Annotated in this window: 19 protein-coding genes and 2 rRNA genes; 2 read left to right on the top strand and 19 right to left on the bottom strand. The window is 68.6% G+C overall.

Annotation, left to right across the window (positions count from 1 at the left end):
- From der to C6A87_RS13700, 6 genes are read right to left on the bottom strand one after another with little or no spacing between them, the layout of a single operon-like run.
- Positions 1–1,413: a ribosome biogenesis GTPase Der gene (gene der / locus C6A87_RS13725; protein WP_311117701.1), complete on the bottom strand. Its 1,413-nt coding sequence runs from the start codon at positions 1,411–1,413 to the stop codon at positions 1–3.
- Complete coding sequence (cmk, locus tag C6A87_RS13720) at positions 1,410–2,096, bottom strand: (d)CMP kinase (RefSeq protein ID WP_311117700.1); 687 nt, start codon at positions 2,094–2,096, stop codon at positions 1,410–1,412. Before cmk ends, der begins: the two co-directional genes overlap by 4 nt.
- Positions 2,093–2,836: a pseudouridine synthase gene (locus C6A87_RS13715; protein WP_311117699.1), complete on the bottom strand. Its 744-nt coding sequence runs from the start codon at positions 2,834–2,836 to the stop codon at positions 2,093–2,095. The genes cmk and C6A87_RS13715 overlap by 4 nt, the downstream gene beginning before the upstream one ends.
- A 3-nt stretch (positions 2,837–2,839) precedes the next feature.
- Positions 2,840–3,538 (bottom strand): SMC-Scp complex subunit ScpB, encoded by a 699-nt coding sequence (gene scpB / locus C6A87_RS13710; RefSeq protein WP_311117698.1) that lies wholly within the window; start codon positions 3,536–3,538, stop codon positions 2,840–2,842.
- 8 nt (positions 3,539–3,546) lie between these two features.
- Positions 3,547–4,359 carry a segregation/condensation protein A gene (locus C6A87_RS13705; protein WP_311117697.1) on the bottom strand — a complete coding sequence of 271 codons (813 nt, stop codon included), beginning with the start codon at positions 4,357–4,359 and terminating at the stop codon, positions 3,547–3,549.
- A complete protein-coding gene (locus tag C6A87_RS13700) occupies positions 4,356–5,252 on the bottom strand; it encodes a ParA family protein (protein WP_003932146.1) in 897 nt (298 codons plus the stop codon). Before C6A87_RS13700 ends, C6A87_RS13705 begins: the two co-directional genes overlap by 4 nt.
- A gap of 517 nt (positions 5,253–5,769) precedes the next feature.
- Between C6A87_RS13700 and C6A87_RS13695 the strand changes: the two genes are divergently transcribed.
- A complete protein-coding gene (locus C6A87_RS13695; protein ID WP_311117696.1) occupies positions 5,770–9,054 on the top strand; it encodes a hypothetical protein in 3,285 nt (1,094 codons plus the stop codon).
- 30 nt (positions 9,055–9,084) lie between these two features.
- Positions 9,085–9,828 (top strand): O-methyltransferase, encoded by a 744-nt coding sequence (locus tag C6A87_RS13690; RefSeq protein ID WP_311117695.1) that lies wholly within the window; start codon positions 9,085–9,087, stop codon positions 9,826–9,828.
- Here C6A87_RS13690 and xerD read toward each other — a convergent pair.
- The 13 genes from xerD to C6A87_RS13625 all read right to left on the bottom strand — a co-directional run bounded on the left by xerD (position 9,825) and on the right by C6A87_RS13625 (position 24,671).
- A complete protein-coding gene (gene xerD / locus C6A87_RS13685) occupies positions 9,825–10,751 on the bottom strand; it encodes a site-specific tyrosine recombinase XerD (RefSeq protein ID WP_311117932.1) in 927 nt (308 codons plus the stop codon). The genes C6A87_RS13690 and xerD overlap by 4 nt on opposite strands.
- A 23-nt stretch (positions 10,752–10,774) precedes the next feature.
- Positions 10,775–11,410: an NUDIX hydrolase gene (locus C6A87_RS13680; RefSeq protein ID WP_311117694.1), complete on the bottom strand. Its 636-nt coding sequence runs from the start codon at positions 11,408–11,410 to the stop codon at positions 10,775–10,777.
- Positions 11,403–13,160: a CTP synthase gene (locus C6A87_RS13675; RefSeq protein WP_311117693.1), complete on the bottom strand. Its 1,758-nt coding sequence runs from the start codon at positions 13,158–13,160 to the stop codon at positions 11,403–11,405. The genes C6A87_RS13680 and C6A87_RS13675 overlap by 8 nt, the downstream gene beginning before the upstream one ends.
- Before the next feature lie 124 nt (positions 13,161–13,284).
- Complete coding sequence (locus C6A87_RS13670; RefSeq protein ID WP_311117692.1) at positions 13,285–14,226, bottom strand: copper transporter; 942 nt, start codon at positions 14,224–14,226, stop codon at positions 13,285–13,287.
- 10 nt (positions 14,227–14,236) lie between these two features.
- Complete coding sequence (steA, locus tag C6A87_RS13665; protein WP_311117691.1) at positions 14,237–15,421, bottom strand: putative cytokinetic ring protein SteA; 1,185 nt, start codon at positions 15,419–15,421, stop codon at positions 14,237–14,239.
- Between the two features lie 92 nt (positions 15,422–15,513).
- Complete coding sequence (gene recN, locus C6A87_RS13660) at positions 15,514–17,286, bottom strand: DNA repair protein RecN (RefSeq protein WP_311117931.1); 1,773 nt, start codon at positions 17,284–17,286, stop codon at positions 15,514–15,516.
- The gene (locus C6A87_RS13655; protein ID WP_311117690.1) at positions 17,286–18,206 is read right to left on the bottom strand and encodes an NAD kinase; all 921 of its coding nucleotides are present in this window, start codon (positions 18,204–18,206) and stop codon (positions 17,286–17,288) included. Before C6A87_RS13655 ends, recN begins: the two co-directional genes overlap by 1 nt.
- Entirely contained in the window at positions 18,203–19,009 is an 807-nt protein-coding gene (locus C6A87_RS13650) for a TlyA family RNA methyltransferase (protein ID WP_311117689.1), read from the bottom strand. The genes C6A87_RS13655 and C6A87_RS13650 overlap by 4 nt, the downstream gene beginning before the upstream one ends.
- A 5-nt stretch (positions 19,010–19,014) precedes the next feature.
- Entirely contained in the window at positions 19,015–19,170 is a 156-nt protein-coding gene (locus C6A87_RS13645) for a hypothetical protein (protein WP_311117688.1), read from the bottom strand.
- A gap of 13 nt (positions 19,171–19,183) precedes the next feature.
- Positions 19,184–20,197, bottom strand: a complete 1,014-nt coding sequence (locus tag C6A87_RS13640; protein WP_311117687.1) for an HAD-IIA family hydrolase — start codon at positions 20,195–20,197, stop codon at positions 19,184–19,186.
- Between the two features lies 1 nt (position 20,198).
- A complete protein-coding gene (locus tag C6A87_RS13635; protein ID WP_311117686.1) occupies positions 20,199–21,032 on the bottom strand; it encodes a tetratricopeptide repeat protein in 834 nt (277 codons plus the stop codon).
- Between the two features lie 253 nt (positions 21,033–21,285).
- Positions 21,286–21,398: ribosomal RNA gene (gene rrf, locus C6A87_RS13630) — 5S ribosomal RNA — on the bottom strand.
- Positions 21,399–21,547: 149 nt separating this feature from the next.
- A 23S ribosomal RNA gene (locus tag C6A87_RS13625) occupies positions 21,548–24,671 on the bottom strand.
- Positions 24,672–24,985: the final 314 nt, after the last annotated feature.

Raw genomic sequence — 24,985 nt, 5'->3', positions numbered from 1 at the left:
TCACCTCCGGGCCTTCGGTCCCCTCTTCTCCCGGACGCGGACGTTGATGCGGATCGGGCTGCCCTCGAAGCCGAACGTCTCGCGCAGCTTGCGCTCCAGGAAGCGCCGGTAGCCGGCTTCCAGGAACCCCGAGGTGAACAGTACGAAGGTGGGCGGCCGCGAGGTGGCCTGGGTGGCGAACAGGATCCGCGGCTGCTTCCCGCCGCGCACCGGAGGCGGCGTCGCGGCGACGATCTCCTTGAAGAACGTGTTGAGCCGCCCGGTCGAGATCCGGGTGTCCCAGGACTGCAGCGAGGTCTCCAGTGCGGGCACCAGTTTCTGCACGGCCCGGCCGGTCTTGGCCGAGATGTTCACTCGGGGCGCCCACTGCAGTTGCGCCAGCTGAAGATCGATCTCGCGGTCGAGCAGGTAGCGGCGGTCCTCGTCGACCAGGTCCCACTTGTTGAAGGCCAGCACCAGCGCGCGGCCGGCCTCGATGACCATCGACAGCACCCGCTGGTCCTGTTCGGTCAGCGGCTGCGACGCGTCGATGAGCACGATGGCGACCTCGGCGGAATCGATGGCCCCGTGGGTGCGCACCGACGCGTAGAACTCATGCCCGCTGGCCTGGCCGACCTTGCGGCGCAGACCCGCGGTGTCGACGAAACGCCAGAGCTTGCCGTCCATTTCGATCAGCGAGTCCACCGGGTCCACCGTGGTGCCCGCGACGTCGTGCACCACCGACCGCTCGTCACCGGACAGCCGGTTCAGCAGTGAGGATTTGCCGACGTTCGGCTTGCCGATGAGCGCCACCCGGCGCGGACCGCCCCCGCCGGCGCTGGCCACCTCCGAGATCGTGGGCAGGTCGGCGATGACGACGTCGAGCAGGTCGGCGACACCGCGGCCGTGGATGGCGCTGATCGAGTGCGGCTGCCCCAGACCCAGCGACCACAGCGCGGCCGCGTCGGCCTCACCGCGCTCGTTGTCGACCTTGTTCGCGGCCAGGAACACCGGTTTCCCGGAGCGCTGCAACAACTTTGCCGCCGCTTCGTCTGCGGCGGTGGCGCCCACCACCGCGTCGACGACGAAGATGATCGCGTCGGCGGTGCGCATCGCCACCGATGCCTGCTCGGCCACGAGCTGCTGCAGGCCCTTGGCGTCGGGTTCCCACCCGCCGGTGTCCTGGACCACGAACCGCTGACCGGACCAGCTGGCGTCGTAGGACACCCGGTCCCGGGTCACGCCCGGAATGTCCTGCACCACCGCTTCGCGCCGGCCGAGGATCCGGTTGACCAGAGTGGACTTGCCGACGTTGGGCCTGCCGACCACCGCCACCACCGGCGGCGGGGCGGAGACTTCCTCGATCGCGTCGGCGACCTCGTCGGCCCCGACCTCCCAGTCACTTTCGTCCGACCAGGTGCCGTCCTCGCTCATCGCGTCACACTCGCTTTCTGCTCGACGAGCTCGGTCAGGTAGGTGACGACCTCGGCCTGGTTCATGGCGCTGGTGTCGACCACCACCGCATCGTCGGCGGCACGCAGCGGCGACACCGCGCGCGTGGAGTCCAGATGGTCGCGGCGCTTGACGTCGGCGAGCACCGCCTCGTAGTCGCCGGGTAGCCCCGCGGCGACGTTCTGGTCGTTGCGGCGCCGTGCGCGCTCCTCCGCCGATGCGGTCAGGAAGATCTTGACGTCCGCGTCGGGCAGCACCACGGTGCCGATGTCGCGGCCTTCGACGACGACATTGCCCGGCGCCGAGGCCAATTCACGCTGCAGTGCGACCAGCCGGGTGCGCACCGCGGGTACCGCCGAGACCGCCGAGACGGCTTTGGTGACCGCGTCCCCGCGGATCTCGGCCGAGACGTCCTCACCGGACAGGTAGGAGCGGTCCTCGGCAGGGTCGCTGCCGACCGCCAGCTCGATGTCCTGCGCGACCGCGCCGATCGCCGCGGCGTCGGCGAGGTCGACCCCGGCTCGCAGCACGCCCAAGGTGACGATCCGGTACATCGCACCCGTGTCCAGGTAGCGCGCATGCAGCGCTGTCGCCAAACCCCTTGCCACGGTGGACTTTCCGGTGCCCGCGGGCCCGTCGATGGCAATCACCAGGGACGGTGTCACAACCCGACCGCCTTGTACAACTCGCCGATCTCCTTCTGGTTCAACGCCCGGATGCTGCCCGGGCGCTGATCGCCGAGGCTGACCGGGCCGATGTCGGTGCGCACCAGCTCCTGCACCGGGAAACCCACCTTGGCCAGCAGCCTGCGCACGATGCGCTTGCGGCCCTCGTGCAGGGTCACCCGCACCAGCGTCCGGCCGGGCAGGGTGTCGACCACCGCGAAGTCGTCGAGGCGCACCGGCCCGTCCTCGAGTTCGATCCCGTCGCGCAGCTTGCGGCCCAGCCCACGGGGCACCGAGCCGAGCACGGTGGCGACGTAGGCCTTGGGCACCTCGTAGGACGGGTGCATCAACCGGTGGGCCAGTTCCCCGTCGTTGGTCAGCAGCAGCAGACCTTCGGTGTCGGCGTCCAGGCGACCGACGTGGAAGAGCTTCTTGTTGCCTCGCACGCGGTGCTCGACCAGGTCACCGACACAGGGCCGGCCCCGATCGTCGGACATCGTGGAGTGCATGCCGCGCGGCTTGTTGATCGCCAGGTGCACCAGGGTGTCGTCGACCGCGATGCGGGCGCCGTCGACCCGGATCACCGAGACCGTGGGATCCACCCGGGTGCCCTGTTCGGTGACGATCTGATCGTCGACCTCCACCCGGCCGTCGCGGATCATCTTCTCGGCGACCCGTCGTGAGGCGATGCCCGCCTGCGACAGCACCTTCTGCAGCCGTATTCCTTCGTTTTCGGTCATGGTTCAGTCCTGATCCACGTCGATGGCCGCCGGCGCCTGCGGCGCCGATGTGCCGTTGAGCTTCATGAAACGTGGCTCCTCACTGAGGTTTTCGCTGATGTCGTCGATCACGTCGACGTCGGGAAGTAGGGGTGCGATGTCGGGCAGGTCGGTCAGCGACGTCAGCCCGAGCCGCTCGAGGAACAGCTCGGTGGTGGCGAAGGTCACCGCACCGGAGTCGGGGTCGTTGCCCGCCTCGGTGATCAGCCCGCGGGCCATCAGTGTGCGCATCACGGCGTCGACGTTGACGCCGCGGACCGCGCTGACCCTGGCCCGGGTGACGGGCTGACGGTAGGCCACCACCGCGAGGGTCTCCAACGCGGCGCGGGTCAGCTTGGACCGCGCCCCGTCGAGGAGCAGTTTCTCGACGTAGGGGGCGTACTTGGAGCGGGTGTACATCCGCCAGCCGCCTGCGGCCTCGCGCAGGTCGATACCGCTGTCGCGGGCGGCCAGCCCGGCCGCGAGAAGCCGCAGCCGTTCGGTGACCCGGGCGGGCGGCTGCTCGGTGGCGGTGCAGAGCGCGTCAACGGTGACCGGGGTGTCCACCACCAGCAGCAACGCCTCCAGCACCGCGTCCAGTTCGGCGTCGTCCAGCTCGGCGTCGGTGACCTCACCGGGCTCTGCGTCGTCAAGCTCGGTGCCGGTCGAGATGTCTTCTGTCATAGTCTTTTCTATTCCGCGTCCGCGGTCGCCAACTGTTGGCTGTTAGGCCGCTCTCCGGTCCACGAAATCTGGAGCACACCAAGCGGTTCTGGTTGCTCGAATGCTACCGCCCTGGCCCGGTACAACTCGAGCAGCGCCAGGAAGCGCCCCACGATCTCGATCGGGGCCTGGCAGTCGGCGACCAGATCGGTGAAGGATGCCCAGTGGCCGATCCCCCGCCGCTCGAGCAGCGCCATCAGGTTGGCGGCCTGTTCGGGCACCGAGACCGCGACCTGGTGCAGGTGGTCGGTGCCGATGGTCGGCACCGGGCGTGGGGTGAACGCTGTGGCCGCGATCTCGGCGAACCGGGCGGCGTCCACGCCCAGCATCACCTCGGGCAGCAACTCGGCGTAGCGGTCCTCCAGCGACACCGCTCGCGGGTAGCTGCGCAGCGCCGCGTTCTCCAGCTCGGCGAACATCAGGGCCACGTGCTTGAACGCCCGGTATTGCAGCAGCCGGGCGAACAGCAGGTCGCGCACCTCCAGCAGCGCCAGGTCTTCCTCGTCGTGGATCTCGCCGGCCTGCAGCAGCCGCGCCGCCTTCAGGTCCAGCAGGGTCGCGGCGACCACCAGGAACGACGTCGTCTCGTCGAGCCCGAGCTGGGGTCCGATCTGCTTGGTATAGGCGATGAACTCGTCGGTGACCGTGTGCAACGCCACTTCGGTGACGTCCAGCCGGTGCCCGAAGATCAGTTGCAGCAGCAGGTCGAACGGGCCCTCGAAATTACTGAGCCGAACCTGGAAACCAACCGGCGCCGACTCTTGTCCAGATGTCTCGCTCACGCGCCGAACCGGTGGATGACCTCACGCGCGAGCGCCCGATACGCCTCGGCCCCAGCCGATTTCGGCGCCCAGGTGGTGATCGGTTCGCCCGCGACGCTGGTCTCGGGAAAGCGCACGGTGCGGGTGACGACGGTGTCGAACACCAGATCGCCGAAGCGCTCCACGACGCGGGCCATCACGTCGCGCGAGTTCACCGTGCGCGGGTCGTAGCGGGTGATCAGGATTCCGCTGATCGACAGCTTCGGGTTCAGCCGGTCGTGCACCTTCTCGACGGTGTCGGTCAGCAGCGCCAGCCCGCGCAGCGAGAAGAACTCGCACTCGGTCGGGATGATCACCCCGTCGCTGCACGCCAGCCCGTTGACGGTCAGCAGCCCCAGTGACGGCTGGCAGTCGATCAGCACGTAGTCGTAGCGGTCGAGCACCGGGTACAGCGCGCGGGCCAGGGTCTGCTCGCGGCCCACCTCGTTGACGAGCTGGATCTCGGCGGCCGACAGGTCGATGTTGCTGGGCACCAGGTCCAGGCCCGGCACCCTGGTCTTGATCAGCACCTGGTCGATCGACACCCGCGGCTCCACCAGCAGGTTGTGCACGGTGTGCTCGAGCTCGTAGTGCGGCACGCCCAGCCCGGCCGACAGCGCGCCCTGCGGGTCGAGGTCGACGAGCAGCACCCGCCTGCCGTACTCGGCCAGGCTGGCACCGAGGTTGATCGTCGAGGTGGTCTTGCCGACGCCGCCCTTCTGGTTGCACATCGCGATGACCTTGGCGGGTCCGTGCGAGGTGCGGGGCGCCGGTTCGGGGGTCCGGCGGGGGACGCGGCCGGTCAGGCCTGGCACCGGTTCGTCGTCCGGGACCGCCGGCGCGGTGTCCACGGGGCCGCCTGTCGGGTCGGTCATACCGGACCGTCGCTGGTCAGGCAACCTTCAGGCATGGCGGGCATCGGGGCAAGTTTAACGGTGACCGGCGAATCAGTGAGGCAGACCCGCAGGAGCGGGGTCACCGATTGACGCGCGACCCGGCCGACAAGCACCGAGGTCCGTACCCGTTGACGCCCCATCGACCACCGTTCACCCGGCGAACTCGAGCCAAACCGAAATGCGCCGTTTGAGGTGGATAGTTTGCGGAGGAGCACCTGTCCCGGCGAAGTTCTGATGCTGGATTCAAGATCAAAAGTATTGTGCGGTAAGCCAAAAGGCGCAAATGAGAACCGTGCGCGAATCGGCATACCGAAGCCAGGCTGAAGTTGCTACGGTCCGGAGTCAGGTGGGATTCGGCATTGCTTTACCTGGGGGGACACATATGACTGCTCGACCGACCGCGGCCGCTGCGCCGGGAACGCCACGGCGGAGAAACCGCGCTCAACGCCGTCTGCTGGCCAAGAGACTTGCCGGTGGTGCCGCCCTGAATGCTGCATTGGCCGCCGGCGCGCTGGTCACGATCGGGGTGGCCACCGCCGAAGCCGACACCGCTCCCGCATCGGCCGTGTGCACCGTCAGCGATCGCACCGATTGCGCGCCGCTGCTCGGGAGAGCTGGGTCCACCGGACCGCAACCGCTGCAGATCGAGGACGCGCCGGCCGCGATCCGGCTGTTCGGGCCGGGCGGACTGTTGATCGGTGACGGCCTGGACGCACTGGCACTGGACCCGTCCTGCACCGCCGGATGCCTCGGCGGTAATGGGGGCCTGCTGTGGGGCAACGGCGGTGCCGGCGCGTTCGGCGGCGCAGGCGGCAACGCGGGTTTCATCGGCATCGGCGGCGCCGGCGGCGCCGGCCTGCTCGGATACAACGACGGCAGGGGCGGTGACGGCGGTGATGCCGGCCTGTTCGGCGCAGGCGGCACCGGAGGCCAGGGCGCCGCCGGCAGCGCGACCGGCGCGTCGTCGGCCACCGGGTCGGCCGGGGGCGCCGGCGGCAACGGCGGCAACGGCGGCAGGTTGTTCGGCGACGGAGGCTCCGGCGGTGCAGGCGGCACCGCCACCTCGGAGGCCGGCGATGCCGGCGGCGGCGCAGGAGGCAGCGGGGGCGCGGCCGGTCTGTTCGGCAGGGGCGGCTCCGGCGGTCTCGGCGGGACCGCCGAGTCGACCGGCGGAGACCCGGTCGCCGGTGAACGCGAACTCACCGACCGGTCGTACAACAGCGTCCTGTTACCGACGCGCCGATTCGACACCTACGAGACCACCTACAGCGTCGTGGCAGGTACAGCCACCGGCGGTACGGGTGGAGTCGGAGGTGCCGGCGGATACCTGATCGGCGACGGCGGCAACGGCGGAGCCGGTGGAGAGGCGACGACCGTCTCCGGCGTCAACGAGGCCACGGGCGGTGACGGTGGGGCCGGCGGCGTCGGCTCGACGCTGATCGGCGACGGTGGCAACGGCGGCATCGGCGGCACCGGGACCAACACCGGCAGTGCCACCGAAACGGTCGCCGTGACCGAGACCTACAGCAAGCCGGCGTTCGGCGGCACCTGGACCCTGTCCTCGACGTCGGATCCGACCACCACGACCGGCTTCACCGCGGGCGCCGGCACCGGCGGCAACGGGGGCGACGGCGGCGACGCCGGGGCCGCCGGCAACGGCGGAGCAGGCGGCGCCGGCGGCACCGGCGATACCGAATCGACCACCGCCGGTGTGGCGGGCACCGGTGGCACGGGCGGCGACGGCGGAGCCGGTGGACCACTGGCGGGCAGCGGCGGGGCCGGCGGCGCGGGAGGCACCGGATCCGGTCGCCTGCTCGGCGTGGGCGGGGATGGCGGCGTCGGCGGTGAGGCCGAATATCTCGGCGCCGGCGGCCGCGGCGGTGCCGGCGGGACGGGCACCTCCGACGGTGTCGGCGCCACCACCACCGGCATCGAGTTCCCCCAGGACATCCGTGACGTCGTCACCGGGCTTCTCGGCTTCGACGTGCTGCCCTCCACCGTGACGGCCACCGGTACCGGCGGCAACGGCACCGGCATCGGCGGTGCGGGCGGCGCCGGCGGCAACGGCAGATTGTTCGGCGGGGCCGGCGGAACAGGTGGCACCGCGGATGCGACGCTCACCGCTGTCGGGGGTGCAGGCGCGGCGGGCGGCACGGGCGCCGTCGCCGGCGGACGTGGCGGAAACGGCGGGGCGGCGACCGCAGACGGCACCGCCGACGTCCAAGGCGCACTGCTGAGGATCCTCGGCTTCGACGTCGGCACCGTTACGGCGAACGGGATCGCGGTGGGCACCGCCACCGGTGGTGCAGCCGGGGCCGGCGGCGACGGACTCTTCGGTGGTCGCGGAGGCAACGGCGGCAGCGGCGACGGCAACCTCACCGGCACCGGCGGCGCCGGCGGTGCCGGCGGCGGAGACCCGTCCGGCGTCGCGTTCGGAGGGCGCGGCGGCAACGGCGGGTCGGCCACGGGCGGCACCACTTTTGCCGATGCCACGCTTTCCGGTGGAGTCCCGATCCTGGGGCTGGAATTCAACCAGCAGGTGCCGTTACCGGTCGGGCACGCCACAGCGGGGCGCGGCGGTGACGGCGGCGATGGTTCGGTCACCGGCGGTGCCGGTGGCACCGGCGGCACGCGGGATTATTCGAATCCGTTCGACCTGCTCAGCGGTCCCGCACTGGCGCAACTGATCTCCGAACTGCTCAGCGGTGAGGATGTGGATCTCGATTTGAGCCAACTGGCCGGGCTGATCGACGCCGAAGAGGCCGCCGGTGGCAGCGGTGGCGACGGCGGGCTGATCGGCGGCGCGGGCGGAACGGGCGGCAAAGGCGTCTTCGGTCTCGCTCCCCTGCTCGAAGTCGCCGGCGACAACGTCGACCTGGACGAACTGCTCGGTGGACTGGACCTGGGCGGCATCGATGTCGGCGCGCTCATCGACGCCTTGGGTATCGACCTCGGCTCGTTCACCATCGGCACGGGTGGCGACGGCGGCACCGGCGGAGCCGGCGGCGTGCTCGGCGGATCGGGCGGCACCGGCGGCGGCACGGTGAACCTCATTCCGCGGCTCCCCGTCCTGACGACGGTCGTCGGCGTCGCCGGCGACGGCGGCACCGGCGGCCAGAGCGACGTGATCGGCGGCACCGGTGGTCGTGGCGGGGACGGCATCGCGTTGGGAATCTCGGCAGGCGGCGACGGCGGCTCCGGCGGCGCAGGCGAGTCCGTGGCCGGCCGGGGCGGGTCCGGCGGCAATGCGATCGGCGTCGCCGACTCGACCGGCGGCAACGGCGGAATTGGTGGTGCTGCAACGGAATTCGGTGGCAACGGCGGTAACGGCGGTAACGCGGTCTCGGTCGTCTCAGGACGTGGCGGAAACGGCGGTGACGGCGGCACCGGAACCCGGCCCGGGCGCGGAGGAGCGGGCGGCAGCAGCACAACCGTCACGGACAGCAGCACCGGCGGCAACGGCGGCGACGGAGCCGACAGCACCGACGGCCCCACCGGCGCGCGCGGCGGCAGCGGAGGGCCGGCCCTGAGCGTCACCGGTGACAGCGACGGAGGCGACGGTGGTGACGGCGGCGACGGCACCACCCGGGGCGGCTGGGGCGGCAGCGGAGCCTTCGGCGGCAGCATCGGCGGTACGGGCACCGGCGGAGACGGCGGCAACGGCGGCTCGCCCAACGGCAGCGGTGGGTCCGGTGGATTCGGCAGCAGCAGCGGGGGCGACGCCGGGAATTCCGCCGCCTCGGACACTGGCTCGTCCGATTCGGGTTCAAGCTCGGACTGACCGGGGCGCGGCGCGCCTATGCTGAGCGCCATGAAGCTGCCGCTGTCGCGGTGGGTGCGGTTGGCGGTAGGCATGCCGTCGTTCGTGCGCACCGGCCAGATCGGTGACGGCCGGGAAGCGGCCTGCGCCGCCTACGTCGAGACGCACAGCCGTCCCGGCGACATCGACGCGGCGCTGTCGGCGATCGACACCTTCGCATACAAGAAAGCGATGCTCGTGAACGTCGGGGTGGAGAAGGGCGAACTGCTCGACGCCGCGGTGCGCCGCACAGAACCGGCGCTGGTGCTCGAGCTCGGCACCTACTGCGGATACAGCGCGCTGCGCATCGCCCGCGCGGCGCCGTCGGCACGGGTGCTGTCGGTCGAGTTCTCCGCGGCCAACGCCGAGGTCGCGCGCCGCATCTGGACGCACGCCGGGGTGGCCGACCGGGTGACCTGCGTGGTCGGCACGCTCGGCGACGGCGGCCGCACCCTCGACGCGCTGGCCGACGAGTACGGCGTCACCGAGGGCAGCATCGACCTGCTGTTCATCGACCACGAGAAGAGCGCCTACCTGCCGGATCTGCTCAGCGTCGAAGAGCGCGGATGGCTGCACCCGGGGTCCGTCGCGGTTGCCGACAACGTGCGCATCCCCGGCGCCCCCGGCTACCGGCGGTACATGCGTGACCATCAGGGCACCCGCTGGGACACCGTCGAGCACAAAGCGCACGTCGAGTACCAGTCGCTGCTGCCCGATCTGGTGCTGGAGTCGAAGTACCTCGGCGCCCCGGGCTAACGGGCCCGCGGGTGCGCGCCCGCCCACACCTCGCGCAGCGCGTTCACCGTGACCATCGTGTAGATCTGCGTGGTGGTGACCGACGCGTGCCCGAGCAGTTCCTGCACGACGCGGACGTCGGCGCCGCCGTCGAGCAGGTGGGTGGCGAACGAGTGCCTCAGCACGTGCGGCGACACCGTCGCGGTGACCCCCGCGCGTTCGGCCGCGTCCTGCAGCACCTGCCAGGCGCTCTGCCGGGACAGCCGTCCGCCGCGGGCGTTGAGGAAGATCGCCGGCGTGCCTCGGCCCCGGCGCGCCAATTCGGGCCGACCGCGCACCAGGTACGCGTCCAGCGCGCTGACCGCGGGACGACCGATCGGGATCAGCCGCTGCTTGCCGCCCTTGCCGCGCAGCAGCACCGACCGCGCCTGGGTGTCGACGTCGTCGACGTCCAGACCGACGGCCTCGGAGATCCGGGCGCCGGTGGAGTACAGCAGTTCCAGCAGTGCCCGGTTGCGCAGCGTCAGGGGCCCGTCGGCGTCGCTGTCGCCGCCCGCGGCATCCAGCAGCGCCAGCACCTCGTCGATGCTGAGGCTCTTGGGCAGCCGGCGGCCGGGCGTCGGCGGTTTGACCTCACGCGCGACGTCGACGGTGGTAATGCCCTCGGCGGCGGCGAACCGGTGCAGTCCGCGGACCGCGATCACCGCCCTGGCCGCCGACACCGCCGACAGCGGCGCGACCCCGTTGTCGGGATCGCCGCGGCGCAGCGACACCAGGAACTCGCTGACGTCGGCCTCGGCCACCCCGGCGAGGTCGGTGATTCCGCGGGCGGCGAGGTGTTCGGCGTAGCGCCGTAGATCCCGGCGGTAGGAACTCAGGGTGTTGGCCGCGACTCCCCGTTCGATCGCGAGGTGGTCCAGATAGCCCTGGAACTGTTCGTCCAGAGCCGTCGGTTCCACCCCGGTCGTCACAGATGTCCCATCCGGCGGGCGAACGTCCGGGGCCGGTCCACCCACGGCGCGTCGACGGGACGCAGCGCCGAGACGTCCGGCACCGTGTGCGCGGCCAGGATCCCGGCCACCGCGATCGAGTTGACGATGTCCCCGGAGAACACCCTGGCCACGGCGTCGGGGAGGTCGACGCGCTCCAGGGTCAGATCGGCTTCCTCGTCGTGGGCCTCAGGCCGGTCCACCTCGCTGAGCCCGGTGGCCAGGAACACCCGCACACTCTCGTCGCAGAATCCCGGTGCCGAGTCGAGATCGACCAGGGTCGCCCAGTGGCGTGCCGCCAGGCCGGCCTCTTCGACCAGCTCGCGCGCCGCGGTCTCGTGCGGCGGTTCACCGCCGTAATCCAGCAGACCGGCGGGCAGCTCCCACAGCCGGCGGCCGAACGCGTGCCGGTACTGCTGGATCAGCACGATGCGGCCGTCGTCGTCGAGTGCGACGATCGCGACCGCGCCGAAGTGCTCGACGACCTCGCGCCGCGCCGTACCGCCGCCGGGCATACGCACCTCGTCGGCGCGCATTGCCAGGATCTTCCCGACGTGGATGGTCTCCGAGGAGACGGTGGTGAACTCGTGACGCCCGCGATCACCGTCACCCACGAGCCGGGGCGTCCTCGAGTGTGTGCTCGGCGCCGTTGGCGTTCATTTCGTGCTCGGGGATCTCGGGCATCTCCACCGGCAGCCGTTCGGCGTTCTTGTAGTCCAACGACGCACCGACGAACGCGACGAACAGCGGGTGGGGCCGGGTGGGCCGGCTCTTGAGTTCCGGGTGGGCCTGGGTGCCCACCAGGAACGGGTGCACCTCGGGCGGATACTCGACGAACTCCACCAGGTGTCCGTCGGGCGAGGTACCCGAGAACCGCAACCCGCTCTCGGAGATCCGGTCCCGGTAGGCGTTGTTCACCTCGTAGCGGTGCCGGTGCCGCTCGGACACCTCGGTGGATTCGTAGGCTTGCGCGACAATCGAATCCGGCTCCAGCACGGCCGGGTAGGCACCCAGCCGCATCGTGCCGCCGAGGTCGGCCTCGCCGGCGACCACGTCGCGCTGGTCGGCCATCGTGGAGATGACCGGGTCCGGGGTGGCGGGGTCGAACTCGGCGGAGTTGGCCTCCGTCACCCCCACCGACCGTGCGGCCTCGATGACGATGCACTGCAGGCCCAGGCACAGGCCGAGTACGGGCAGTCCGCGCTTGCGCGCATACCGGATGGCCCCGATCTTGCCCTCGATACCGCGGATGCCGAACCCGCCGGGGATGAGCACCCCGTCGATGTCGGCCAGCGCGGCCGCGGCCGACGCGTCGGTCTCGCAGTCGTCGGAGGCGATCCAGCGCATCTCGACCTTGGCGTGGTGGGCGAAGCCGCCGGCCCGGATCGCCTCGGCGACCGACAGGTAGGCGTCGGACAGGTCGATGTACTTGCCCACCAACGCGATTCGCACAGTCTCGCGCGGTTCATGGACCCGGAGCAGCAGATCGTTCCACTGGGTCCAGTCGACGTCGCGGAACGGCAGGTTCAGCCTCCGGACCACGTAGGCGTCGAGTTCCTCGCGGTGCAGCACCTTCGGGATGTCGTAGATGGACGGCGCGTCCGGGGTGGAGATGCAGCCGTCGATGTCGACGTCGCACATCAGCGCGATCTTGTTCTTCAGCGCCTCGGGCACGTCCCGGTCACACCGCAGGATCAGCGCGTCGGGCGTGATGCCGATGCTGCGCAGCGCAGCGACCGAGTGCTGCGTCGGCTTGGTCTTGAGCTCACCGGAGGGCGCCATGTACGGCACCAGCGAGCAGTGCAGGAAGAAGCAGTTCTCCCGGCCCACCTCGTGGCGGACCTGCCGGGCGGCCTCCAGGAACGGCAGCGATTCGATGTCGCCGACGGTGCCGCCGATCTCGGTGATGATCACGTCGGGCCGGTTGCCCTGGTCGTCGGCGTCGTCCATCGCCAGGATGCGGCGCTTGATCTCGTCGGTGATGTGCGGGATCACCTGGACGGTGTCGCCGAGGTACTCACCGCGCCGCTCCTTGGCGATGACCTGCGAATAGACCTGTCCGGTGGTGACATTGGCCGACCCGGACAGGTTCCGGTCCAGGAAGCGCTCGTAGTGGCCGACGTCGAGGTCGGTCTCGGCACCGTCCTCGGTGACGAACACCTCGCCGTGCTGGAACGGGTTCATCGTTCCCGGGTCGACGTTCAGATAGGGATCGAGTTTCTGCATCGTCACCTGCAGGCCCCGCGCCGTCAACAGCTGGCCCAGGCTGGACGCCGTGAGACCTTTGCCGAGTGACGACACCACACCACCAGTGACGAAGAGGTGCTTGGTGGCCGTTTGCGGGTGCTTGCGTAACGCTGGCAAGAACAACCTCCGTGATGACCGGGCAGGGCTTGTTTTCGCTGGGTTCACACCCATTTTGGGGCCTGCCGACCCACGGAACCCCACCCTAACACCGACCGGCACCCTTTGGGTTTGACGCGCCGGGCTACTGCGGCACCGTGACCGAGGTCGCTCCCGGGCCGATGCCGAACTGATCCGGCCGGGCGCCGTTGATCAGCGCGCCCAGGGCGAGCACCGAGGTGATGCGCCCGGATTCGCTGCCGATGTCGTCCACGGTGCTGACCGCGTTCTTCATCGCGGCGTCCGACCTGGTCACCGCCACTGCGGCGGCTCCGGTGGCCGATCCGTCGCGCCCGACCAGAACGGTGCCGAAACCGTGCGGAGCGAGTCCGGAGGCGAACCGCGCGACCGTCGAGCCGCGGTTTCCGGCGTCGTCGCCGAGCGGGCCGCCGGTGACCACGAGTGCGGTGTCGGCCGCGCCGATGCGTGTCGTGTCGTACGTCACGAAGCCCGTGTCGCGCAGCGCGTCCAGCACGGTGCCGCGCTGGGCGTCGTCGACGGGCGGGGTCCTGGGATCCCTGTCGTTGAGCAGTGCGATACCCAGAAGGTCGCCCGCCTGCGAGCCCTGGTCGACCGTCGTGGTGCTCAGCTGGGCGCCCGCGGGCAGGATCGGCGAGTTGACCACCGAGAGCAGTTTCTCCGCCGCGTTCGCCTCGACGAACTGCTGCGTCAGACCGACCGTGCCGCTGACCGTGCCGCCCGCCTGACCGATCAGCCGGATGAGCCCGTCGACGTCGTCGTCGGCGGCGTCGGGGGTCCGGAAGATCACCACCGACTTGCCGCCCAGACCGTCGCGCAGAATGCGCGGCGCCACCTGGGCGTCGAAATCGCCCGCCGCGCGCAGCTTCTCGTTGAGCGCGTTACGTTCGCCGGTCAGCGTGTCGACCTGTTGCTGCATCTCCTGCTTGTCGGCGCGCATGCCCGACAGCACAGTGTTGGACAGCAGGCCCGAGCCCAGGCCGACACCGATCGCCAGTGCCAGGAACACGGCGGCCAGCGAGATGGCGTGGGAACGCAGCGAGATCATCCCGTCGCCCCTACGAGACCAGACCCTGGGCCCAGAGCAGGAACTGATTCCAGTACTGGGACACCCATTCGATCACCGCGGCGTCGGCGCGCGACACCCACAGCGTGGCGATCACCGCGATCAGCATGGCCAGCACCAGCAACGCGACGGCGCCGCCGGAGACACGGCTGCGGTACAGCGTGGCGACGGCCTTGGCGTCGACGAGCTTCTCCCCGACCTTCATCCGGGTCAGGAAGGTCGACGGGTTGCTCTGCTGGCGGGTGCGGTCGAAGAACTCCTCGATGCTGGCCGTGTGGCCCACGGTGACGATCAGCGAGGCGCCGTGGTGGTCGCACAGCAGCAGCGCGAGGTCCGCCGCGGATCCCGCCGCCGGGAACGTCATCGCGCCCACGCCGAGGTCCTGGATGCGCTCCAGTCCGGCGGCATGGCCGTCGGCGTCGGCGGGCAGCACCACCTGGGCGCCGCTGCGCAGCACCTCGGTGCTGATCTTGTCGGGGTCGCCGACGATCAGCGCCGGCCGGTAGCCGGCCTTGCGCAGGATGTCGGCGCCGCTGCCGACACCGACGAGGACCGGCTGGTACTCCTTGATGAACGGCTTGAGCGCCTTGAGGTCGGCCGCCGCGTTGTCCTCGTCGGCGACGATCACCACGTGGCGGCGGTTCAGGTCGACGTCGATGTCGGGGATGCCGATCCCGTCGATCAGCAGCGGGCTCTCACTGCGGATGAACTCGATGGTGTTGCCCGCGAACGCCTCCAGGTGCGCGACCAGGCCGCCCTTGGCCTCCTGCATCATCTCGTGGATGTCGGCGTCGGTGCGCACGGTGCCCAGGGCGAGCCGGCGGTCGCCGGAGTAGACGCCGCCCTCGTTGAGGCGGATGCGGGCGCCGTCCTTGACCTTCTTGAAGACCTCGGGCCCGGTGCTGTCGACCAGCGCGATGCCGTTGGCGACCAGCACCTCGGGGCCGAGGTTGGGGTAGCGGCCCGAGATCGACGCAGACGCGTTGACCACCGCGGCGACGTTGGCCTCGACCAGGGCGTCGGCGGTGACGCGGTCCAGGTCCAGGGCGTCGAGCACGACGATGTCGCCGGGGGTGACCCGTCTGAGGAGCCGATCGATGTCGCGGTCCACGCGGGCGATACCGGTGATACCTGGCCGTGAGCTGGCATTACGGGACAGCAGCGCTGACATCTTCATGGGCCGATTCTGGCCAGCAACCTCACGAATACGTCGGAGGCGCGCCGTAACACCAGCCTCAGAAGTTACCTACTTTCACATCTGTCACACGGTTACGCCGGTGCGTCCCGGTCCTTTCGCGCGGCGTCGAGCAGGTCGCGGGCGTGCGCGCGGCCGCTGTCGGACTCCCCCAGCCCGGCCAGCATCCTGGCCAGCTCGGCCACCCGGTCTTCCTCCTGCAGGCGGCGCACCCCGCTGGATTTCGCCTTGCCCTTGCCGTCGGCGCGCCCGGCGGCCCCCTCGACGACCAGATGCACGTCGGCGTATGCGGCGACCTGGGGCAGGTGGGTGACCACGATGACCTGATGGGTGCGCGCCAACCGGGCGAGGCGGCGCCCGATCTGCACCGCCGCCCGGCCCCCGACGCCGGCGTCGACCTCGTCGAACACCATGGTCGTGCCCTCGGTCGACGCGGACAGCACCACCTCGAGGGCCAGCATCACCCGGGAGAGCTCACCGCCGGAGGCGCTCTTGCTCAGCGGAAGCAGATCCGAGCCGCCGTGCGCAGCGAACCCGAACTCCACAGCGTCGGCTCCGTCGCGGCCGGCGTGCACGGTGGCGCCCGACGGCAACGGCAGCGGCGCGGTGTCGTCGGCGCGGGCGGGCAGCGGGCTGACCGAGATCGCGAACTGCGCGCCCGCCATCGCCAGACCGGCCAGTTCGGCGGTCACCGCCTTCGACAATCCCTTGGCGGCCTTGACCCGCACCTTGGTCAGGTCCTGCGCCGCCGCAGCCACCTTGGCCTGCAACTCCCCCACCCGGCGCTCCAGGCCGGCCAGGGCCTCCTCGGACACGTCGAGCTGGGCGAGCCGGTCGCGGGCCTGCGCGGCCCACTCGAGTACCCCGTCGACGTCGGCGGCGTACTTCCGCGTCAGCGTCCGCAGCTCGGCCTGACGCGCCAGCTTGGTTTCCAGAGTGCTTGTGTCGGTGGGGAGTTCACTCAGATAGTGGCCCAGTTCGCCGGACACGTCGACCAGCACGGCCAGCGCGCTGCCGAGCTGCTCGGCCAGCGTCTTGAGCGGGACGTCGTCGGTGCCCTCGAGCGCCGTCCGTGCCTGACCGACCGCGTGGGACGCGGAGAACCCGTCGTCGCCGTCCCCCGAGAGCGCCGTCCTGGCGGTCTCGACCGCATCGCGCAGCGCGTCGAGTTCGGACAGCCGGCGGATGTCGGCGACCAGCGCCTCGTCCTCCCCCGGCTGCGGCGCGACGACGTCGATCTCGTTCAGCGCGAACTGCAGACGGTCGGCTTCCTGCACCATCTCCCGGGCGCGCCGCCTGCGGTCGTCGAGGTCGCGCTTGGCCTCCAGCCAGGCCTCACGCGCGGTGCGGTAGCGCTCGAGCTGAGCGGTCACGTCGGCGTAGCGGTCCAGCGCGCCGCGCTGCTCGTCGGGCCGCATCAGGCGCAGCTGGTCGTTCTGGCCGTGCAGGGTGAGCAGTTCGTTGGTGAAGCCGCTCAACGACTTCGCCGGCACGCTGCGGCCACCGAGGTAGGCCCGCGACGGCCCGTCGCGGCTCACCGAGCGGGCAGCGATGATGCTGCCGTCGTCGTCGCGTTCGGCCCCCGAGGAATCGAGGATGTCGTCGACCTGCGCGGCCACCGCGCCCCCGAGTTCGGCGGTGGTGAACCGGCCCTCGACGACGGCGCGCTCCGCGCCGGAACGCACCTTGGTCGCGTCGGCGCGCGCACCCCCGAGAAGGTGCAGACCGGTGACGACCATCGTCTTGCCCGCGCCGGTCTCGCCGGTCAGCACAGTCAGGCCGCCGTCGAACTCGGCAGTCGCCGCGCTGATCGCACCCAGCGCCTCGATTCGGATTTCGTTGAGCACTACTGTCCGCGCCACCCCGTGACCGGCAGCCGGAACTTGCGCACCAGCCGATCCGTGAACGGCGCGCTGTCCAGCCGCACCCACTTCAGCGGGGTGGCGCACCGGGTGACCTCCAGGCGGCCGCCTGCCGGCACGACCATGTCCCGCCGGCCGTCGCAGAACACCAGCGCGTCGTCACCGCTGGCCTCGATCTCGATGGCGATCAGCGCCTCGGGACTGGTCACCATCGGGCGGGCGAACAGCGCGTGCGCGTTGTTGGGCACCACCAGGATGGCCTCCAGATCCGGCCACAGCACCGGGCCGCCCGCCGAGAACGCGTAGGCCGTGGACCCCGTGGGCGAGGACACCAGCACGCCGTCGCAGCCGAACGACGACACCGGCCGACCGTCCACCTCGAGCACCACGCCGAGCACACCCAGCCGCGGCCCCTTCTCCAGGCTCGCCTCGTTGAGCGCCCATCCGCGGTCGAGCAACTCTCCGCCGGCGCGGACCGCGACGTCGAGCGTCATCCGGTGCTCGACCCGGTAGTCACACCTGATGATGTGGTCGAGCACGGCGTCGATGGCCTCGGCCTCGGCTTCGGCCAGGAACCCGATCTTGCCCAGGTTGACCCCGAGCACCGGGATCTCGGCGTTGCGCGCCAGTTCGGCAGCCCGCAGGAACGTGCCGTCGCCGCCGAGCACCAGCACCAGCTCGCATCCCTCGGCGGCGCTCTCCTCGACGTCGACCACCTCGATTTCGACGCCGAGTGCGCGCATGTCGTCGGGCGCGAGGTGGACCGGGCCTCGGTCGACAGCCTCGGCCGACAGCACACGCAGGCCGATCCCGTTGTCGCCCAGCACTTTCTCGCAGCGGCGGGCTACCTCGGTCACTTCTTCGCGGCCTGTGTGCACGACGAGCAGAATGGTGCGTTCGGTCATTGCGGCCCCTCGTCCACCGCGCGGCGCACCGCGGCCACCAAATCGTCCCCCTGCAACGAATGTTCGCCGGGGGTGCGCAAATCCAGGAAGTACTCCACGTTGCCTGCCGGTCCGGGCAGCGGGCTCGCGGTCACCGCGACGGCAGGCCAGTGCAACTCCGCGGCCCGGCGCGCGACCGACAGCACCGCGTCGACCCGCAACTCCGGGTCTGACACCACACCGCCGGCACCGACCCGCTCCTTGCCGACCTCGAACTGAGGTTTCACCATGGGAACGATATCCGCGCCGGGTGACGCGCACGATGTCAGTGCGGGCAGCACGGTCGCCAGCGAGATGAACGACAGGTCGGCCACGATCAGGTCGACCGGCCCGCCGATGGCCTCTTGGGTGAGTTCGCGGACGTTGGTGCGTTCCATCACCGTCACCCGCTCGTCGGTGCGCAACGACCAGGCCAACTGGCCGTAGCCGACGTCGACGGCGACCACCTCGCGGGCGTCACGGGCCAGCAGCACCTCGGTGAATCCGCCGGTCGAGGCGCCTGCGTCCAGACAGCGGCGGCCGGCGACGGACAGCCCGAACGCATCCAGCGCACCGATCAGTTTGTGCGCCCCTCGTGACACCCACGAATCGGTGTCGCCCTCGACGGTCAGATTGGCGGTCACCGCGATCGCGGTGGCGGGTTTGGCCGCGGGCATGCCGTCGACGCGGACCCGGCCGGCGCCTATCAGCTCGGCGGCCTGCTGGCGCGACCGGGCGAGCCCCCGCCGGACCAGTTCGGCGTCAACACGTGCGCGACGCGTCACGCGGGTCAGCCCTTCTCGACGGATTCCAGCGCGCGCACCAGCAGATCGTGCGCCTCCTCGAGGCGCGCGGCGACGGAATCCAGGTCGGCCGCGGACACCTCGCCGGGCTCGCCCAGCAGTTCGGTGACCTGGGCGCGGATCTGGGTGGGGTCGTTGGTCATAGCGGGGTTCACGCTAGTCGATGGCGGCGCAGACCAGCGACCACCGCTGCACGGCCTGTCGGGACGCGTCGTCCGCGACCCGGACCGGCCGGCGGTCCGCATCCGCGGCCCAGACCGCCGCCGCGACGGCGCGCACGGCCGACAGCGCGTTGCCGGGCTCGGCTCCCGTGGAGCGCAGCGTCACCGCGGCGTCGTCGACGTCGACCTGCCAACCGGGATGCGGAGCCACCCGCCGCGCCTCCGCATCTCCGCCGGTCAGCGCTCGGAGGTCTTCGGCAAGGTAGGTCGGGCGCTCGCCGGGCACTGCCCAGATCGCGTCCTCGGCGTTGTTGACCCCGCACAGCACCATCAGGCTGGGCAGCTGCGCGGCGTTGGCGCCGGCGATGTCGGTGTCGAGGCGGTCCCCGACGACCAGCGGCCGATCGAAGCGCCCGCGGGCCAATGCGTCCCGCATCAGTGCCGGAGCCGGCTTGCCGGCCACCTGGGGGTCGCGGTCGGTGGCGGTGCGCATCGCGGCGACCATCGAACCGTTGCCGGGCAGCAGGCCCCGCTCCGAGGGCAGGGTCTTGTCGATGTTGGCGGCGATCCACAGCGCACCCGACCGGATGGCCAGTGCCGCCTCGGCCAGGTCGGACCAGCCGGTGTCCGGCGAATGCCCTTGCACCACGGCGACGGGCTCGTCGGACCACTGCCGGACCGGCGTCAGACCGACCGCGGCGACCTCGCCCGCCAGCGCGTCGGTGCCCACCACCAACACCTTGGCGTCGGCAGGCAATTGGTCGGCCAGCAGCCGCGCCGCGCTCTGGGCGCTGGTGACGACGTCGCCTGCGCCCGCGGTGAAGCCGAGGTCGCACAGGTGCGCGGCGACCTGATCGGCGTCGCGGGAGGCGTTGTTGGTGACGAACAGAATGCGCGACTCGATCGCGGCGAGCGTCTCGACGGCGCCGGGTGTGGGCTCATGGCCCCGGAACACCGTGCCGTCGAGATCGAGCAGCAGGCAATCATGCTGCTGCGCAAGGCTGGTCACGTCAGGACAATTCCGTGACGCGCTCTTCGGCGTCGGTGACGCCCTCGATGTCGGCACGGGCGGCGTGCAGGAACCACTGCAGCGCTTCGTCCTTGCGGCCGAGGACGAGCAGCGTCTCGGCGTAGGCGTAGAACAGCCGCGCCGCGGTCTGCCCGGTGCGACTCGGGTCGAGCGACGGGGTGGACAGCACCGCCAGCGCCTGCTCGGGCTGACCCAGGTCCGACCGTGCACCGGCCACGACGATGCGAAGCTCGTCCGCGTCGTCTCCGGTGAGCGCTGTGGCCTCGGGGCTGCGGGCGAGTTCGATGGCCCGCTCGGGACGCCCGACACCTCGTTCGCAATCGGCGATCAACGCCAACAACGGTGAGCGGCTTCCCATTCGGCGTGCGGCACGCAACTCAGCGAGCGCCTGCGCCCAGTCGCCGCACTGGTAGGCGGCGATGCCGACGGCCTCACGCACTGCGGCGATCCGGCCCGAACGGGCCCGGGCGGCGCGGGCGTGGGCCAGCGCGGCTTCGGGGTCCTCGTCGAGAAGCTCGCCGGCCGCCACCAGGTGCCGGGCCACCGTGTCGGCGGTGCTGCGGTCGAGGGTGGTGAGTTCTCCACGGATCTCGGGCGCGAGCTGTTTGGCCTCGATCTCTTTCGGGATCGGCGGACCTTCCGGCCGCGAGTCGTCGTTCGCCGGCCTTGGCTGACTGGGACGGGCCCGGTTCGGACCCGACGCGCGCGGCGCCGATCGCGCGTCACGGCGCGGCTGCCGGTTGCCGTTGGCGTTGCCGTTGCCGTTGCGGCCGGGTCGACGGTCGCCGCGGCCACCCTGATTGTCTTGGGGCACGGCAAAAGGATATCCCCCAGCTGAGCGGCCTCATAATCTGCAAATACAGAAATGGCGTCAAGAAAAGGAGATTGCCCGGCTGATTGGTGTGGCGGGTGCGTTTCGGGCGGTCCGGTTGGCGAAATGGGGCTTCATTTGTTGGGGATGGAGGGTGGTGGTGCGTCGGCGTTTCCGATGCTGTTCGGTTGATAAACAGGCGGACGCATAAATGCCTGTACCCCCCAACGGTGTTGGGGGGTACAGGTCAATGTGTGTTCGGCGGTGTCCTACTTTTCCAACCAGTGGTTAGTATCATCGGCGCTGGCAGGCTTAGCTTCCGGGTTCGGGATGGGACCGGGCGTTTCCCTGCCGCTATGGACCGCCGTAACTCTATTCACTCGTTATCGAGCGTGAATCTGTCGTGAATCTGTGATGCCCCGTGTTTTTGGTGGTGGGGTGTGTCTCAACAATGTCCCGGTGAACCGGGTCGTGTTGAGTGTGTCTGGGTTTGTGGTGTGGTTGCGAGGTTTTGTTGTTGTTGTAAGTTTTCGGCCGGTTAGTGCCAGTTCCCTGCGCCTATTACTAGGCTTCTAGGTCTGGTCTATCGATCCCGTGGTCTGCGGGGGGCCTTATCCCACTTAATGGGTGAGAAGCCTGGTCTTGGAGAAGGTTTCCCGCTTAGATGCTTTCAGCGGTTATCCTGTCCGAACGTAGCTATCCAGCAGTGCCCCTGGTGGGACAACTGGTAGACCAGAGGTTCGTCCGTCCCGGTCCTCTCGTACTAGGGACAGGTTTCCTCAAGCTTCTGACGCGCGCGGCGGATAGAGACCGAACTGTCTCACGACGTTCTAAACCCAGCTCGCGTGCCGCTTTAATGGGCGAACAGCCCAACCCTTGGGACCTGCTCCAGCCCCAGGATGCGACGAGCCGACATCGAGGTGCCAAACCATCCCGTCGATATGGACTCTTGGGGAAGATCAGCCTGTTATCCCCGGGGTACCTTTTATCCGTTGAGCGACACCCCTTCCACTCAGAGGTGCCGGATCACTAGTCCCGACTTTCGTCCCTGCTCGACATGTCCGTCTCGCAGTCAAGCTCCCTTGTGCACTTACACTCAACACCTGATTGCCGTCCAGGTTGAGGGAACCTTTGGGCGCCTCCGTTACATTTTAGGAGGCAACCGCCCCAGTTAAACTACCCACCAGGCACTGTCCCTGAACCGGATATACGGTTCGAGGTTAGAGGCCCAATACGATCAGAGTGGTATTTCAACAACGACTCCACAATCACTGGCGTGACCGCTTCACAGTCTCCCACCTATCCTACACAAACCGTATCGAGCACCAATACCAAGTTGTAGTGAAGGTCCCGGGGTCTTTTCGTCCTGCCGCGCGTAACGAGCATCTTTACTCGTAATGCAATTTCGCCGAGTCTATGGTTGAGACAGTTGAGAAGTCGTTACGCCATTCGTGCAGGTCGGAACTTACCCGACAAGGAATTTCGCTACCTTAGGATGGTTATAGTTACCACCGCCGTTTACTGGGGCTTAAATTCTCCGCTTCACCCTTACGAGTTAACGGGTCCTCTTAACCTTCCAGCACCGGGCAGGCGTCAGTCCGTATACATCGTCTTGCGACTTCGCACGGACCTGTGTTTTTAGTAAACAGTCGCTTCTCACTGGTTTGTGCCACCCACCCCCGCTGCCGGCCGCAAAAGCCATGACGGTACGTGGGTCCCCCTTCTCCCGAAGTTACGGGGGCATTTTGCCGAGTTCCTTAACCATAGTTCACTCGTACGCCTCGGTATTCTCTACCTGACCACCTGTGTTGGTTTGGGGTACGGGCCGTGTGTGCGCTCGCTAGAGGCTTTTCTCGACAGCATAGGATCACCGAATTCGCCTCAATCGGCTATGCATCACCTCTCAGGCATCATGAGTGACGGATTTACCTATCACTCGCCCTACAGGCTTACCCCAGTATTACCACTGACTGGTACGGCTACCTTCCTGTGTCACCCCATCGCTTGACTACTACCCACCTGGGTCCCGCGCAGCCCCAGCAGCCCTCACCCCGAAGGGATCGGTGCCACTGGATTTGGGCGGTTAGCAAGATGGATTCATCAGGGACGCTCACACACGGGTACGGGAATATCAACCCGTTGTCCATCGACTACGCCTGTCGGCCTCGCCTTAGGTCCCGACTCACCCTGGGCGGACTGGCCTGGCCCAGGAACCCTTGGTCTTCCGGCGGGCAAGGTTCTCACTTGCCTTATCGCTACTCATGCCTGCATTCTCACTCCCACACCCTCCACAGCTCCATCACTAGGCTGCTTCACCGGATGCAGGACGCTCCCCTACCCAGCACACGAAGTGTGCTGCCGCGGCTTCGGCGGTGTGCTTGAGCCCCGCTACATTATCGGCGCACAATCACTTGACCAGTGAGCTATTACGCACTCTTTCAAGGGTGGCTGCTTCTAAGCCAACCTCCTGGTTGTCTTCGCGACTGCACATCCTTTTCCACTTAGCACACGCTTAGGGGCCTTCACCGGCGATCTGGGCTGTTTCCCTCTCGACGCACGGAGCTTATCCCCCGCCGTCTCACTGCCGCATTACACCGTGTCGGCATTCGGAGTTTGGCTGACGTCAGTAACCTTGTGAGGCCCATCGGCCATCCAGTAGCTCTACCTCCGACACGAACACTGCGACGCTGCACCTAAATGCATTTCGGGGAGAACCAGCTATCACGGAGTTTGATTGGCCTTTCACCCCTACCCACAACTCATCCCCTCAGTCTTCAACCTAAGTGGGTTCGGGCCTCCACGCGGTCTTACCCGCGCTTCACCCTGGCCATGGGTAGATCACTCCGCTTCGGGTCCAGAACACACCACTACACCACACACTCTTGTGTGGATACGCCCTATTCAGACTCGCTTTCGCTACGGCTACCCCACACGGGTTAACCTCGCGACATGTCCCTGACTCGCAGGCTCATTCTTCAAAAGGCACGCCATCACCCCACGCTTTAACACGAAGGCTCTGACGGATTGTAAGCGCACGGTTTCAGGTACTATTTCACTCCCCTCCCGGGGTACTTTTCACCATTCCCTCACGGTACTAATCCGCTATCGGTCACTGGGAAGTATTCAGGCTTACCGGGTGGTCCCGGCAGATTCACAGCAGATTCCACGGGCCCGCTGCTACTCGGGGAAACATTCCACAGGAGCTGTTGAGTTTTCGTCTACGGGGCTCTCACCCTCTACGACAGACCATCCCAGGCCACTTCGACTAACCCAACAGTTTCTAACTCCTGCCCTCATCGGCGGATGAGAGAAGAAACGCCCCACAACACCGCACACACAACCCCCGCCGGGTATCACATGCACGCGGTTTAGCCATCCTCCGCTTTCGCTCGCCACTACTCACGGAATCACTTTTGTTTTCTCTTCCTACGGGTACTGAGATGTTTCACTTCCCCGCGTTCCCCCCCAACGCCTATATATTCAGCGTTGGGTGACACGACATCACTCGTGCCGGGTTTCCCCATTCGGACATCCTCGGATCCACGCTCGGTTGGCAGCTCCCCGAGGCATATCGCAGCCTCCCACGTCCTTCATCGGCTCCCAGTGCCAAGGCATCCACCATGCGCCCTTAAACACTTACAACACAAAACCAAAAAATGAGTCACCCACACACAACCCCCAAAAGGGACTGCATGCGAGTATCAGAAAAATTTGCATTACACCGAACACACAACACCACAAGCGCTGTGCATTCAGATGCTCGCAACCACTATCCACGAATCAAACACCACACCCCACCACCAAAGCAGGGCAACAACACGCCGACCCTGCCAACGCAGAGCCACCCCCCAAAAAGGGGCACGGGCCTGTTGTCTCAAAGCCCAATAGTGTGTCTGATAATTTTCCTCACCGGCAATCCCGTACCAGCTCAGCCAAGTTTGTTGAGTGCACCAGAC

Origin of the sequence: Mycobacterium sp. ITM-2016-00317, assembly GCF_002968295.1 — a bacterium.
In the GTDB taxonomy this organism is placed as follows: Bacteria; Actinomycetota; Actinomycetes; order Mycobacteriales; family Mycobacteriaceae; genus Mycobacterium.
This window is presented reverse-complemented; position numbering and strand designations above follow the sequence as displayed.

Bases quoted from the DNA above. Each gene is read 5' to 3' on its own strand.
- scpB (WP_311117698.1), bottom strand. From the start codon at position 3,538: ATGACAGAAGACATCTCGACCGGCACCGAGCTTGACGACGCAGAGCCC.
- C6A87_RS13700 (WP_003932146.1), bottom strand. From the start codon at position 5,252: ATGACCGACCCGACAGGCGGCCCCGTGGACACCGCGCCGGCGGTCCCG.
- C6A87_RS13690 (WP_311117695.1), top strand. From the start codon at position 9,085: ATGAAGCTGCCGCTGTCGCGGTGGGTGCGGTTGGCGGTAGGCATGCCG.
- C6A87_RS13715 (WP_311117699.1), bottom strand. From the start codon at position 2,836: ATGACCGAAAACGAAGGAATACGGCTGCAGAAGGTGCTGTCGCAGGCG.
- C6A87_RS13655 (WP_311117690.1), bottom strand. From the start codon at position 18,206: ATGACCGAACGCACCATTCTGCTCGTCGTGCACACAGGCCGCGAAGAA.
- der (WP_311117701.1), bottom strand. From the start codon at position 1,413: ATGAGCGAGGACGGCACCTGGTCGGACGAAAGTGACTGGGAGGTCGGG.
- steA (WP_311117691.1), bottom strand. From the start codon at position 15,421: ATGAAGATGTCAGCGCTGCTGTCCCGTAATGCCAGCTCACGGCCAGGT.
- C6A87_RS13645 (WP_311117688.1), bottom strand. From the start codon at position 19,170: ATGACCAACGACCCCACCCAGATCCGCGCCCAGGTCACCGAACTGCTG.
- C6A87_RS13670 (WP_311117692.1), bottom strand. From the start codon at position 14,226: ATGATCTCGCTGCGTTCCCACGCCATCTCGCTGGCCGCCGTGTTCCTG.